Here is a 14,219-nt window from a genome sequence, read left to right on the forward strand (position 1 = left end):
GAACCGGTTTAGCCGTGCTATTTTTGCGAAATAGTGGCCGTTTGGCCGCAGAACCTGTCTCACCGTGACACCGGTCTCGAAAACCGTTTCCCTTTTCAAACTCATGCGCTAGTCAACGGGAGAACGGCGTTGCGCCGTCGGGGGCGCCGGGGACGGACGAGAGCATGCCAAGCATGGGCGATGACGATACTTTGTTGCGGTTTCCGATCCTGATCGGGGACATTGGCGGTACCAATGCGCGCTTCTCGATCGTGCTCGACGCCAATTCCGAGGCTGGCGAGCCGACCATCGTCCAGACCGCCAATTACAACACCATCGACGAGGCGATCCAGGCGGCCGTGCTCGACCGTTCGTCGGTCCGCCCCAATTCGGCGGTGCTGGCGGTGGCCGGCCCGGTCGACGGCGACGAGATCGAGCTCACCAACTGCCCGTGGATCGTCAAGCCCAGGCAGATGTTCGCCAGCCTCGGCTTGAGCGACATCGTCGTGCTCAATGATTTCGAGGCGCAGGCGCTGGCCGTCGTCGCGCTCGGCGAGGAACACATGGAAAAGATCGGCGGCGGCACGCCGGAGCCCAACGCCGGGCGCGTCGTGCTCGGTCCCGGAACCGGGCTCGGCGTTGCCGGGCTGGTCTATGCGCTTCGCCACTGGATACCGGTGCCGGGCGAGGGCGGCCATATGGACATCGGCCCGCGCACGCCGCGCGATTTCGAGGTTTTCCCGCATATCGAAAAGCTCGAGGGCCGCATTTCGGGCGAGCAGATCCTGTGCGGACGCGGCCTCGTCAATGTCTACCGGGCGGTGGCCAAGGCGGATGGCAAGCCTGCCCCCTTCACCACGCCGGCGGAAGTCACCGCCGCGGCACTGGCCAAGACCGATCCGGTTGCCGAAGAAGCGGTGGAGACCTTCGTCACCTGCCTCGGGCGCACCGCCGGCGATCTTGCGCTGGTGTTCATGAGCCGCGGCGGCGTGTTCCTCACCGGCGGCATCGCGCAGAAGATCGTGCCGGCACTGAAGGTCGGCAATTTCCGTGCTGCCTTCGAGGACAAGGCGCCGCACAGCGCGCTGATGCGCACCATGCCGGTCTATGTGATCACCCATCCGCTGGCAGCGCTTTTGGGCCTTGCCGCCTATGCCAGAAACCCCTCGCTCTTCGGAGTCCAGACCGCGGACCGCCGCTGGCGCGACGAAGTTAGTCACCCCAAGGCATAGGCAAGCCGGCCCCTTGGCGCTAAGAGAAGTGCCGAATTGCAACCCGGCCACGGGAAGCAGGAACCTGTGAAGCGCTCCGAATTGACATTTCAAACACCCAAAAAGCCGAAAGTCACGCCCCGTGCGGTCACGGCGGTGCTCCGCCGCATTATCGCTGAAAACGGCCGTGATTACCGTTGGTCATATGCTTTTGCCGCTGCCTGCCTGATAGCGGTGTCCGCGACAACCGCCTTCACCGCCTGGGTCATGAGCCCCGTCGTTAACTCGATATTCTATGAACGACGCGGCGATCTGATCGTGTGGATTTGTGCCGCCATCATGGCGGCCTTCCTCGTGCGCGGTTTCGCCGGTTACGGCCAGGCGGTGACGCTGGCCAAGGTCGGCAACAATCTGGTGGCGCGCTACCAGAAACGCCTCTTCGACCATCTGATGAAGCTCGGCGTCGGCTTTTTCAGCGACACGCGTTCGGGCCGGCTGGCTGCCCAGATGAACGAGAACGTCAACGGCATCCGCGACCTCCTGTCGATGACGCTCACGTCGATCGCGCGCGATGGCGTGACGTTGCTCGGCCTTCTTGGGGTCATGATCTACCAGGATCCCGTTCTCTCCCTGAGCTCCCTGCTGATCGGACCGCCGCTGATCTGGACTGTCACCTATCTGATGCGCCGGGTGCGCCGCATCACCCGCGAATCGGTGCAGATCAATTCGCGGCTGATCGGCGCCGTGCAGGAGGCCACGCAAGGCATTGCCATCGTCAAGGCCTTCACCATGGAAGAGGAGCTGTCGCGCCGCATCGGCGCGCTCGCCGACAGCGCCGAGCAGCGGGGAAACAAGATCGCCCGCGTCTCGGAACGGCTGGCGCCGATCTCCGACATGCTGGCCGGTCTTGCCGTCACCGGTGTCATCGCCTATTCCGGCTACCGGGCGATCGTTCTTGGACAGCCGCCGGGTGCGGTCTTTTCCTTCATCACCGCGCTGTTGCTCGCCTATGATCCGGCACGGCGGCTGGCGCGCATGCAAGTCGGCATGGAACGCGCGCTGGTCAATGCGCGCATGATCTACGAACTTCTCGATCTCGAGCCGCAGCAAGGCGACACGCCGGGAGCCGCCGAGGCCAGGTTCACCACCGGCGAAGTGCGCTTCAACAACGTGTCCTTCCGCTACGTCGAGGAGGCGCCGGTGCTGCAGGACCTGAGCTTCGTCGCCGCAGCCGGCAAGATGACCGCCATCGTCGGCGCCTCCGGCGCCGGCAAGACGACGCTGGTGGCGCTGCTGCAGCGCTTCTACGACGTCGGGGCGGGAACGATCGAGATCGACGGTCAGGACATTTCCAAGGTCACCAAGCACTCGCTGCGCAGCTCCATCGCCTATGTCTCGCAGCAGCCCTATCTGTTCGAAGGCACCATCCGCGACAACATCCGCTATGGCCGGTTGAATGCCACCAACGCCGAAATCGAACAGGCCGCGCTGCAGGCCGAGGCCGACGGCTTCATCCGCCAGCAGCCGCAGGGCTACGACACGCCCGTCGGCGAAAACGGCGTGACCTTGTCGGGCGGCCAGCGCCAGCGCGTGTCGATCGCCCGCGCCATCGTGCGGCAGGCGCCGATCCTTCTGCTCGACGAGGCGACTTCGGCGCTCGACAACGAGGCCGAGGCGCGGGTCCAGGAAGCGCTGATCCAGGTCATGGAAGGGCGCACCACCATCGTCATCGCGCACCGGCTGTCGACGGTGGTCAATGCCGACCACATCATCGTGCTGGAACAGGGCCATCTGGTCGAACAGGGAACGCATGCCTCGCTGATGGCCGACCCGCACAGCGTCTATGCCCGCTTCCACCGGGTACAGGGCAAAAAGGGGCTGGGGCTTGTCGACGACGCCAAGCCAATCCAAACTCCGCGGCCGCGCAGCCGCGCGAAAAAGGCGGTCGGGAGACCTTCATGAGCGATATGGGCCTGGTCGTTGTGGGTGCTGCCGGCCGCATGGGGCAGACGCTGATCCGCGCCATCCACACTATTCCGGGCGCCCGGGTCATCGGCGCCGTCGAACGTGCCGGCTCACCCCATCTGGGCAAGGATGCCGGCGAACTTGCCGGCGTCGGCCGCATCGACGTGCCGATCGGCGACGATCCGCTGCCGGTCTTCGCCAAGGCCGACGGTGTGCTCGATTTCACCACGCCGGCCTCGAGCGTCGAATTCGCCGGCTACGCGGCGCAGGCGCGCATCGCCCATGTCATCGGCACCACCGGCTGCTCGGCCGACGATGACGCCAAGATCGCGGCGGCGGCGCGCCACGCGACGATCGTCAAGTCGGGCAATATGAGCCTCGGCGTCAATCTTCTGGCGGTGCTGGTCGAACAGGCGGCGCGCGCCCTCGACGCCGACGATTTCGACATCGAGATCCTCGAAATGCACCACAAGCACAAGGTCGACGCACCGTCGGGCACGGCGCTGCTGCTCGGCGAGGCCGCCGCCGCCGGGCGCGGCATCGCGCTCGCCGGCAACGATGTGCGCGTCCGCGACGGCCACACCCGCGTACGCAAAACCGGCTCGATCGGCTTTGCCTCGCTGCGCGGCGGCTCGGTGGTCGGCGATCACAGCGTGATGCTGGCCGGCACCGGCGAGCGCATCACACTGTCCCACCATGCCGAGGACCGCGCCATCTTCGCTCGTGGCGCCGTCAAGGCCGCCCTGTGGGCGCGTGGCCGCAAGCCGGGACTGTATTCGATGCGGGACGTGCTCGGCTTCAGCTGAGCGGCCAACCTGCCAACCTGCCAATCTGGCAATTTGAAGGAGCAAACATGTCGAGAACCCTCGTGCTCGTGCGCCACGGCCAGAGCGAATGGAACCTGAAGAACCTGTTCACCGGCTGGCGCGACGTCGACCTGACCGAGCAGGGCCATGCCGAGGCCAAGGCCGCAGGCCAAAAACTCAAGGCGCGCGGCCTGAAGTTCGACATCGCCTTCACCTCGGCGCTGGTCCGGGCGCAAAAAACCTGCCAGCACATTCTCGACGCGGTCGGCCAGAGCGATCTGAAAACCATCCGCGACCAGGCGCTCAACGAGCGCGACTATGGCGACCTTTCCGGCCTCAACAAGGATGATGCGCGCAAGAAATGGGGCGAGGAGCAGGTGCATGTCTGGCGCCGCTCCTACGACGTGTCGCCGCCGGCCGGCGAAAGCTTGAAGGACACCGGCGCGCGCGTCTGGCCCTACTACCTGCATGACCTGCAGCCGCATGTGCTGCGCGGCGGCACTGTGCTGGTCGCCGCCCACGGCAATTCGCTGCGCGCGCTGATCATGGCGCTGGACGGCAAGTCGGGCGAGGAGATCGTCAAGCTGGAGCTCGGCACCGGCGTGCCGGTCATCTACACGCTCAACGCCGATTCCACGGTGGCTTCCAAGGAAGTCCTGGAGAGCTGAGCCGGCAAGCGGCAAGCCTTTCTTGATTGGGCATGATCTCTTCCGAAAACCGGTTCCCACTTTTCGGGATCATGCTTTGAAAAAAGCGCGTTGACACACATCGCTTGCCCGCTTACATGAGCCCGCACCAGCCCAGATGGCGGAATTGGTAGACGCGCACGGTTCAGGTCCGTGTTCCGCAAGGAGTGGAGGTTCGAGTCCTCTTCTGGGCACCATTCTATCCCGACTACCAACGGGATCAATTAGATAAGCCTTTTCAATTCATTGCGCTCGCCCATGTGTGTTACAAAGGTGCGCTACAATGCATTTCAGGCTTGTCAGACCCATGAAGCGTAAAGGCACCATCAATCAGCAATTCAACCAGCGCATCCCGGCCGATGTGCGGGATCGTGCGGTGGGCGTTACGGTCCACATTCCGCTTGGCCTGGACATCGTAAGGAAAACGATCAGCGCCAAGGATCACGCTATCCGTGTTTCGCTGCGGGCCTCCACGCCAAGCGAGGTGAAGACCCGGCAAGCAAGAGTGTTGGCTTATCTAGAAACCGTTTGGGAAGGCCTCCGCGAGGCTCCTTTGGTCTTGTCACATAGACAGGCCGTGGCGCTTTCCCGCGATGTCTACGCATGGGGGTCCTTGGCGGAGATAGACCCCGACCTGTCCGAAGCGGAGAGTGCCTTCACGGGAGAGGTCGGTAGCGGAACCTATGGTACTATGGTGGCAAGGCTGGAGGCCGGGACGGACCCGCTAGGCCGGGACCCCGCAATGATGGTGGCCGGCCATATCCTCACTCGCCACGGCCTCCTTAACGTCGCCCCGGAGTCGGTCGAGTTGCTAGCGCGTGAAGTGCTGCGGTCCCTCAAGGATGGCTCAGCGCAAGCTGATCGGGAAACCGCAGGCGACTATTCGCCCGACCCAAAGGCCAACCGTTTTCCCGCATTGGAGATTGCGAAGCCCACCATCACTGCCACCGGGCCGGCCGCAGCGATCTCTTTAGGGGGGCTGGTAGAAGACTGGTGGACTGAGGCGAAGGCGGCTGGCCGGACCATCAGCACCTACGAAAGCTACAAGAGCGCAGCGGCCCGCCTCGTCGAGTTCCTTGGAAATGACGATGCGGCGGCGGTTACCCCCGCCAACCTTGTAGCCTTCAAGGACCATAGGCTTGCACAGGGTGTCAGCCCCAAGACGGTAGGTGACAGCGACATTGCCGGGCTCCGTTCCGTCTTCAATTGGGCGGTGGCTAACCTTAAGCTGCCGAGCAACCCCGCTGAGGCCGTTACTGTGACCCGCCCGAAGGTTGTCCGCACACGCGACAAAGGCTTTGCCCCGGAGGAAGTACAGGCGATCCTTGCCCATAGCCTCCATCAGCACCGGAAGGGTCGGGAGTCTGACAAGCTGGTGGCCGCCAAGCGCTGGGCGCCATGGCTCTGTGCCTACTCAGGGGCTCGCCTTGGGGAGGTCGTCCAGTTGCGTAAGCAGGACATCCGCAAGGAGGGCGAATACTGGGTGATGACGATCACGCCTGAGGCCGGCACCGTGAAGGACAAGGAGGTGCGGTTAGTAGTTCTACATCGCCACCTCATAGACCAGGGCTTCGCGGACTTCGTTACGGCGGCCCCTGCCGGCTACCTCTTCCTGAAGCCACGGAAAGATGGGGAGACGCGAGGGGTGCGGAGGAGCGTAAAGAACCGCATCACGGAGTTCGTGCGGGAAGTCGTCAAGGACAAGGCGGTGGCCCCCAATCACGGCTGGCGGCATCTCTTCAAGACCATTGGGCGAGAGGTAGGCATTCAGGACAGCGTGTTGGATGGCATCTGTGGCCACGCCTCCAAGACAGTGGGTGGAAGTTACGGCGGGGTGAGCCTCAAGGCACAGGTGGACGCGTTCGAGAAGTTCCCCGCCTTCATCGTATCTAGCTGAGTTTCCCGCTCTCTCCGCCAGCCTTTTCTTGTTAGCGTATGTATCTGATATTAAATGGTTTATTCAATCAACTCCATTCGCCGGTGCCCCACGCTGGTGCCCCAAATTCGGATCCGAAAGCCCGGCCACCTCCGCCTCAAGGAATGCCACAACATCCTCCGAAACTGTCTCTAAGACCCGGTAGTCTCCAGTATCTGTGACGACAATTGCTTGAGGCGGGTTACCAAAGCAACCTTCGCCAAATCGAGCCTCACCCCTCCGAGTCCCCTGCTTGTCTATGCACCTGACACTCGGGCATTCGCATTGCTGAGCTCGTTCGCGACCTTAGGGCCAGCCGCCACCGCTGGCGTTGCGGCCACCATCCCTGCAAACTCAACTCTGCCCGGACCGCTCGGTTGGTGTCTCGTTGTCTCTGTTTTGATACTAACCCTGCCGACGAGCACGGCTAGCTTCCATCATCCCAACTCTTCTAGGCATTCGGCATTCGACTTCGCCCACCTCGCGGCAGCAGATGGTGCTGGTTGCCCAAGGGTTTAGATGTATAGCTCCTGTCAGCATATTTGGAGGGAGAGTCTTATGCAGAATGGTTGCGTGGCCATGGCGGCGATGCTGACGATTAGCGGTCGCGCGATGACGCTGCCGGTGAGGGGCCACGGAGACTGAAGGTGATACCGCCACTGCCACCCTGGAGCAATGAGACGCCCACAGGATCGCTTTAGGCGGACAAGGGGATAGCCGCTGCTGAGCGAAGAACGAAGCGAATAGCAGACGAGGCGGCCATCGAGGCCAACTGGAGGGTGCCCGCGCAGCTCGTCGCCTTAGCGAACATTATCCGACAACAGGTGCGGGCTTTCGATGGGATGGTGAGATTCATCAGGAAGGGCCTTTCCCCAGACCTTGCCCGGATAATCTACCGAAACGCGGCAGAAGGCGGCGGCATACTCTCTGTGCTGGAATACGTCTCTGTAGACACCGCCGCCGGGGGCAGCCTAAAGGCGGTAGCCAAACCGTTCAGCGCAACGCCTTTATTTGGTTACGACATACTCAGAGGCGGCAAACGCTCAGTGTCGGCAGAGGGGCGTTTGCACCAAGCGACCGTCTCGTTCGAGCAATTTAGTTGGCAAAGTGAGGACGATGCGATTGGCTGGCTGGCAATCCAACCGGACAAAGACCTCCAGCAGCTTGCCAGATGGATAAAGGATGCTTCAGCAGCTTTCGAGAGCCTCCGGCGGGACCTGCTTGCCGTTCAAAAGTTTCTTGAGACCGATAACCTCAGTCTGCTCAACGAGTGGCTGAAGGAAGTAGGACGGTCAGACGTACGGCTCATTCGGGATCGCTCGCACCTCACCATATGGCGATCCGGGGGCAGCCGTGGCGTCATTCCGCCCGCATTGGAGGAGGAGGTCTTTGGCCCCATCGCCATCTCATAGGCTGCGTCACGACACTGTGTTACAAAGCCTCGACGTCACTCCAATTTTCCTCTAAGAATCAATCTGGAAGCGGCTCCCGAGCGCAATCCTCTTCTGGGCACCAAATTCCCGTTTCGAACCATTCGACGGTTCAGAGACCCAAAGAAAAAGCCCGGTTCGTCCGGGCTTTTTCTTTGCCGCCAACCTCTCCTCCCGGCTAGGCGCTGAACAAACCGCTTCAAACTGCGCCGCCGGTTCGGTACGGTCGAAACTATGTCTCAATCGACCACCAACCCGATCTTCGGCACCCGTCGCGATCAGGCGTTTCCCACGTTGGCTGAAGCCGACATCGATCGCATGCGCCGGTTCGGCGAGGCCAGCGCCTACGCCACCGGCGAGTACATCGTCACGGCCGGCGATGTGGCGCCCGGCCTGATCGTCGTCCTGTCGGGCAGGGTCGACATTATCCAGGACGGCGGGCTCGGCCGGCGCGAAACGATCGTCACGCATGGACCGGGCAGCTTTGTCGGCGAACTGGCCCAGCTTTCGGCCCGCCCCTCGCTGGTGGACGCGCAGGCGGCCGAGCCGGTGGAGGCGTTCGTCATCGCCTCGCAGAGGCTGCGCGACCTGATGGTGCAGGAGGCCAATCTCGGCGAGCGCATCATGCGGGCGCTGATCCTGCGCCGTGTCGGGCTGCTGGAAAGCGCAACCAGCGGGCCGATCATCATCGGACCCGTCAACAATGCCGACGTCTTGCGGTTGCAGGGATTCCTGGCCCGCAGCGGCCAGCCGCACCGCGTGCTCGATTCCGACAGCGACCTCTGCGCCAAAACCCTGGTCGAGCGCTTCGATGTCGACCTCCACCATCTGCCGATCGTGCTGTGTCCGAGCGGCCGGCTGCTGCTCAATCCCGGCGAGAAGGACCTCGCCCGCTGCATCGGCCTGCTGCGGCCGATCGATGCCGACAAATTATACGACGTCGCCATAGTCGGCGCTGGGCCGGCGGGGCTGGCGGCGGCCGTTTATGCGGCGTCCGAAGGTCTGTCGACCATCGTCCTCGATTGCCGGGCCTTCGGTGGGCAGGCCGGCGCCTCCTCGCGCATCGAGAACTATCTCGGTTTCCCCACCGGCATTTCGGGCATGGCGCTGATGGCGCGCGCCTACAACCAGGCGCAGAAATTCGGCGTTGAAATGGTGATACCCGACGAGGCAAAGCTGTTGAGCGCTGGGACCGACGGTGCCCGTTACACGCTTGATGTCGGCGATGGCGAGACCGTGCGGACGCGCACCGTGGTGATCGCCAGCGGCGCGCGCTACCGCCGCCTCGATGTCGCCAATCTGGCGCAGTTCGAGGGGACGTGTGTGCACTATTGGGCCTCGCCGATCGAGGCGCGGCTTTGCCAGGGCCAGGAGGTGGCGCTGGTCGGTGCCGGCAATTCGGCCGGACAGGCGGCTGTCTACCTAGCCAGCCACGTGCACAAGGTGGCGCTGCTGGCGCGCGGCGGTAGTCTCGATGCCAGCATGTCGCGCTATCTGGTCGAGCGCATCAAGGCGCAGCCGAACATCGAGGTGCTGACCGGGACCGAGGTCGAGGCGCTGGAAGGCGACGAAGGCAATCTTGCCACCGTGCGGTGGCGCAACCGCGCCAGCGGCGTGGAAACGACGCGCCCGATCCGCCATCTCTTCCTGTTCATCGGCGCCGACCCGAATACGGACTGGCTGGCGCACTGCAACGTGGCGCTGGATGCCAACGGTTTCGTGCGCACCGGATCAGACCTGGGATCGGCGCATGGGGTGATGGAGACGAGCCGCAGCGGTGTGTTTGCCATCGGCGACGTCCGTGCCGGCTCGGTCAAGCGCGTCGCGGCGGCCGTCGGCGAGGGTGCCCAGGTGGTGGCGGCGTTGCACGCCTATCTAGCGCAAGACGGCAGCCCCGCCGTCGCGCCTCAATTGATCGGGAGAGTGTGATGGCGGACGAATGCAGACATGCGGCTGAGATCAAGGATGTGACGCCGAGCGCGCTCGGCTGCGAGGAATGCCTGAAGAGCGGTTCGCAATGGGTGCATCTGCGGCTATGCCGCACCTGCGGCCATGTCGGCTGCTGCGACGACTCGCCCAACCGTCACGCCACCAAGCATTTTCACGCGACTCGCCATCCCATCATCGAAGGCTACGATCCGCCGGAAGGCTGGGGCTGGTGCTACATCGACGAGGTCTTTCTCGACCTCGGCGACCGCACGACGCCCCAGGACGGTCCGATCCCGCGATTCTATTGAGCCAGCGCCGGGCGCAGAGGGGCTGGAGCCCCAAAGGAAAAAAGCCCGGTTTTCCCGGGCTTGCCTGATCGTCAGGGGACCGGATTTCGCGCTCAACCTCGCTTTGGCGATGCAGAGGCGGGCTCCTGGTTGTCCACGCTGTTCTCGTTCACCTGGAAGGCTATTCCTTCAACCTTCTTTTTCTTCAGGTCGTCATCGGTCTGCGGCTGCGGCGGGCGCTTGGGATTTTGCGCGGTGTTCTCATTCACGTCGAGGGCTCTCGTCATCATGTCCTCCATCGCTGGAAACACAATGTCCGACGCAGCATAGCGTTCCCAGCCAAAGACCCCGCTCTCGCCGAGAGGGAAACAGCCAGCGGCCGCCTTATCGCACGGAGCCGGTGACGGTCGGGTCGATCGTGCCGGGAACGGATTTGCGTTCGTTGCCGGCAAGGGCGGCTATGATCAGCAGGCTGGCCACAACCGGCACGAACAGGATGGCAACGCGGGCTTGCACGTAAAAGATGGCGCGCCATTCGTTGCGCTTGTCGGGGCTGTTGCTCATCATACTCACTTTGTCAGACCCCCCGGGCGTGACATAGCCGGGAACGGTTAAGCAACTCCTTCCGACTTTGTTAACCCGGCGGAATTGAGGCGAAGTTCCTGGTCGTGATCCCCGGCTTCAGCCCAGCCCGAGGCGTCTGGCGCCTTGCCGGAACAGTGCCGCGGCATCCGGATCGAAGCGGAAGGTGCCGATGAAATCGTCGCTTGAATAATTCGGCAAGGTCTTGCGGATGGCGGCGGCAAAGCCCTGCGCCTCGTCAAGCCGGCCCGCCAGCGCCAGGCAGTGTGCGGCGATCGCCAGGATGATGGCGTGCGCGTTGGGTCGTGCCGCTGCCTTCAGCGCCCATTCGGCCGCCTCCTCGAACTGGCCGAGCCGGACATGCGCCATCGCCCGCGCCCCCAGCATGCCGAACAGCAGCGGGTCGAACGGGCTGAGATGGCGCGAATGGTCGGACGAGCCGATCGCCGCCTGCGGGTCGCCCGACTGCGAGTGGACGAAGGACAGCGCGTAATGGCCAAGCGCGAAGTTTGGGCTGAGGTCCACCGCCCGTTCCAATTCGAGCAGCGAACCGTCCTGTTCGCCGCGCAGCCACAGCGCCCGGCCCATAGCCCAATGCGCGGCCGGATTGTGGTCGTCGACCAGCAGGCTGTGGCCGGCGCTCTCGAAGGCCAGGGCGCTTTCCCGGTCGCGGTCGCCCCAGCGCTGGAAGGCGTTCTGCCAATGCGTGAAGGACAGGCCGGCATAGGCGCGGGCAAAGGTCGGATCGAGCCGCAGGGCCATGTCGAAGAAATGCCTCGCCTGCTCGTTTTCGGCCTGGGTGAAGCGGTACATGTGCCAGAGGCCGCGATGATAGGCCTCCCAGGCGTTGAGCGAATTGGGCGCCTTGAGCATGGCGCGGTTGCGCTCGACCGTTTCGATCTCGGCCGAGATCGACGAGACGATGCTGTTGCCGATATCGTCGAGCAAGCCGAAGATGTCGTCGGACCGGCGCTCGAACGTCTCGGCCCAGACGATCCTGGCCGTGCGCACCTCGATGAGTTCGACGCTGACAATGAGGCGGCCGCGCGGGCTGCGCACCGTGCCGGTGGCGACATAGTCGACATTCAGCCGGCGGCCGGCATCCTCGGGTGCGATGTTCTTCTCGGCTAGCGCAAACACCGATCCGCGCGCGATGACGAAGAAATCCCTGAGCTTCGCCAGGCGCGTGATGATGTCGTGGGTAAAGCCGTCGGCAAGCCCACCGCGCGCCCCGCCGGTCTCCTCGACAAACGGCATGACGGCCAGCGAAGCATGGTTCGGCTCGACCGGGCCGGTATCGCCGGGTGCGGCGACCAATTGCGATACCGCGGACAGGCCGGCCGGCGGCGCCCGCTGCGAGACGGCTGGCCGTTGCTCACGCATCGCCCGCCAGGCGGCACTGACCGGTCCGAAATCGATCGCCTCCGACTGAAACAACTGTTCTGCCGCCGCCAGATGCTGCTCGGCCGCGCCAATCTCACCGTGCTCCGCCAGATTGGCCAGCAACGCCAGATGCGCGCGCGTGTCGAACGGCGCCAGCTCGACCCATTTGTCGAGATGCGCGGACACATCCGGTGTGTCAGCCGGATGGTTTGCGACAAGATGCTCCAGCACGGCGACGTGGCATGAGTGAAAACGGCGGCGTTGAGCGACCAGCCAGCTGTTGAAATGCGGGCTGCGTTCGAGCTCCAGCCCGTCGAGGAAATCGTCGGCGAACAGTTTGGCCAGCGCCCCTAGCCGCTCCGCATCGAGGGTGCCGATCCCTTGCTCCGCAGCGCGGCTGACCTCCAGCGCATCGACCAGGCAATCGCTGAGGTCAAGCGCGACCGTGTCGCCTTGCGTGGAGACACGGCGCCGATCCGGCTCGTCGAGCGCGCCGCGCAGTTTGCTGAGGCACCAGCGCAGCTCGCCGCGGGGATCGTTGGGCACGTCCCACAACAGCTCGCACAGGCGACTACGGCCGACGGCGTGCGGCGCCAGCGCCAGATAGGCAAACAGCGCGCGCAGCTTGCGTGAGGCCGGCAGCGCCACCGCAACGCCATTGCGGGAGATCGTCAACGTTCCAAGCAGGCGCACGGATAGGCCGGTCGCTTGGCCGTCCAGTCTCGATCGGGTGGATTCCACGTGCGTTTCCACGCCTGCTCCCACGCTGGCCTGTCGGCCCTTGCTGTATCACCGAAACCGACAAAGCGCATCCGGCGGCGAACTTCCGCGCCGGAAGCCGCCATTGCCGCAATGCCGGCATGTCTGTCCTAGCGCGGCAAGGTCTCGAAACCTCGCCGCCCAACCCGCCGGTTTGTAACCGGCTTGTGATGGCAAACGATCGAGGAGATAAAAATATGTTGCAGAAGCAGAAAATCAGGACCACCGCCGGCCGCGGCCGCCTGTTCGACAGCATTCTCGACACCGTCGGCGACACGCCGGTGGTGCGTATCAACAATCTCGGACCGGCCCATGCGACGATCTATGTGAAGGCCGAATTCTTCAATCCGGGCGCCTCGGTGAAGGACCGCCTGGCGCTCAACATCATCGAGGCGGGCGAGCGCAGCGGCGCGCTGAAGCCGGGCCAGACGGTGGTCGAGGCGACCAGCGGTAACACCGGCATCGGGCTGGCCATGGTCTGCGCGCAGAAGGGCTATCCGCTGGTCGTCACCATGGCCGACAGTTTTTCCGTCGAGCGCCGCAAGCTGATGCGCATGCTGGGCGCCAAGGTGGTGCTGACGCCGCGCGCCGAGAAGGGTTTTGGCATGTACAAGAAGGCGGTGGAACTGGCTGAGGCCAATGGCTGGTTCCTCGCCCGCCAGTTCGAGACGGCGGCCAATGCCGCCATCCACGAGGCGACCACGGCGCGCGAGATCATCAATGATTTTGCCGGTTCGCGGCTCGACGGCTTCGTCACCGGCTATGGCACCGGCGGCACGGTCGTCGGCGTGGCGCGCGTGCTGCGCCGGGAACGGCCGGAGACACGCATCGTGCTCTCCGAGCCGGCCAATGCGCAGCTCATCGGCAGCGGCAAGGCACAGCAGCGCGCTGCCGATGGCGCTCCCGCCGCCACCCACCCGGCCTTTGAGCCGCACCCGATTCAGGGCTGGACGCCGGACTTCATCCCCAACGTGCTGCAGGAAGCGATCGACGCCAGCCTCTATGACGAGGTGATGCCGGTTGCCGGGCCCGAGGGCATCAAATGGGCCAAGGCGCTGGCACGCCAGGAGGGCATCTTCACCGGCATTTCCGGCGGCGCCACCTTCGCGGTGGCGCGGCAGGTCGCCGAACGGGCGCCCGCCGGCGCGGTCATCCTGTGCATGTTGCCCGACACTGGCGAACGCTACATGTCGACGCCACTGTTCGACGGCATCGAGGCCGAGATGGATGCCGACGAGATCGCTCTGTCGCGCTCGACGCCCGGCTGCCAGTTCCCGGCGGCTTGAC

12 protein-coding genes and 1 tRNA gene are annotated in these 14,219 nt (G+C 64.2%); 10 read left to right on the forward strand and 3 right to left on the reverse strand.

Translation table 11 applies throughout. From position 1 onward, the window contains the following. The first annotated feature begins 164 nt into the window (after positions 1-164). The 9 genes from AC07FD_RS39095 (at position 165) to AC07FD_RS39135 (ending at position 10,229) form a co-directional block, all read left to right on the forward strand. Positions 165-1,211 carry a glucokinase gene (locus AC07FD_RS39095; protein WP_478354147.1) on the forward strand — a complete coding sequence of 349 codons (1,047 nt, stop codon included), beginning with the start codon at positions 165-167 and terminating at the stop codon, positions 1,209-1,211. An 81-nt stretch (positions 1,212-1,292) separates the two neighbouring features. Then, the gene (locus AC07FD_RS39100; RefSeq protein ID WP_478354148.1) at positions 1,293-3,152 is read left to right on the forward strand and encodes an ABC transporter ATP-binding protein; all 1,860 of its coding nucleotides are present in this window, start codon (positions 1,293-1,295) and stop codon (positions 3,150-3,152) included. After that, positions 3,149-3,961, forward strand: a complete 813-nt coding sequence (dapB, locus tag AC07FD_RS39105; RefSeq protein ID WP_478354149.1) for a 4-hydroxy-tetrahydrodipicolinate reductase — start codon at positions 3,149-3,151, stop codon at positions 3,959-3,961. Before AC07FD_RS39100 ends, dapB begins: the two co-directional genes overlap by 4 nt. A 47-nt stretch (positions 3,962-4,008) precedes the next feature. Further along, positions 4,009-4,629 carry a 2,3-bisphosphoglycerate-dependent phosphoglycerate mutase gene (locus tag AC07FD_RS39110; RefSeq protein WP_478354150.1) on the forward strand — a complete coding sequence of 207 codons (621 nt, stop codon included), beginning with the start codon at positions 4,009-4,011 and terminating at the stop codon, positions 4,627-4,629. Positions 4,630-4,759: 130 nt separating this feature from the next. After that, positions 4,760-4,844: transfer RNA gene (locus AC07FD_RS39115), tRNA-Leu, on the forward strand. Positions 4,845-4,930: 86 nt separating this feature from the next. Then, complete coding sequence (locus AC07FD_RS39120; RefSeq protein WP_478354151.1) at positions 4,931-6,544, forward strand: phage integrase; 1,614 nt, start codon at positions 4,931-4,933, stop codon at positions 6,542-6,544. Between the two features lie 797 nt (positions 6,545-7,341). Next, positions 7,342-7,974: a hypothetical protein gene (locus AC07FD_RS39125; protein ID WP_478354152.1), complete on the forward strand. Its 633-nt coding sequence runs from the start codon at positions 7,342-7,344 to the stop codon at positions 7,972-7,974. 252 nt (positions 7,975-8,226) lie between these two features. After that, positions 8,227-9,921: an FAD-dependent oxidoreductase gene (locus AC07FD_RS39130; protein WP_478354153.1), complete on the forward strand. Its 1,695-nt coding sequence runs from the start codon at positions 8,227-8,229 to the stop codon at positions 9,919-9,921. Beyond that, complete coding sequence (locus tag AC07FD_RS39135; RefSeq protein ID WP_478354154.1) at positions 9,921-10,229, forward strand: UBP-type zinc finger domain-containing protein; 309 nt, start codon at positions 9,921-9,923, stop codon at positions 10,227-10,229. Before AC07FD_RS39130 ends, AC07FD_RS39135 begins: the two co-directional genes overlap by 1 nt. A 92-nt stretch (positions 10,230-10,321) precedes the next feature. Here AC07FD_RS39135 and AC07FD_RS39140 read toward each other — a convergent pair whose 3' ends face one another. From AC07FD_RS39140 to AC07FD_RS39150, 3 genes are all read right to left on the reverse strand, one after another. Next, entirely contained in the window at positions 10,322-10,495 is a 174-nt protein-coding gene (locus tag AC07FD_RS39140; RefSeq protein ID WP_477411882.1) for a hypothetical protein, read from the reverse strand. A gap of 97 nt (positions 10,496-10,592) precedes the next feature. After that, the gene (locus AC07FD_RS39145) at positions 10,593-10,772 is read right to left on the reverse strand and encodes a hypothetical protein (protein ID WP_167458518.1); all 180 of its coding nucleotides are present in this window, start codon (positions 10,770-10,772) and stop codon (positions 10,593-10,595) included. Positions 10,773-10,889: 117 nt separating this feature from the next. After that, positions 10,890-12,914, reverse strand: a complete 2,025-nt coding sequence (locus tag AC07FD_RS39150; protein ID WP_478354155.1) for a transcriptional regulator — start codon at positions 12,912-12,914, stop codon at positions 10,890-10,892. Positions 12,915-13,129: 215 nt separating this feature from the next. On the opposite strand from AC07FD_RS39150, the gene AC07FD_RS39155 reads away from it, so the two are divergent. Then, positions 13,130-14,218, forward strand: coding sequence for a PLP-dependent cysteine synthase family protein (locus AC07FD_RS39155; protein ID WP_478354156.1), 1,089 nt, complete (start codon positions 13,130-13,132; stop codon positions 14,216-14,218). Position 14,219 lies beyond the last annotated feature (1 nt).

It is taken from the genome of Mesorhizobium waitakense (assembly GCF_056431085.1).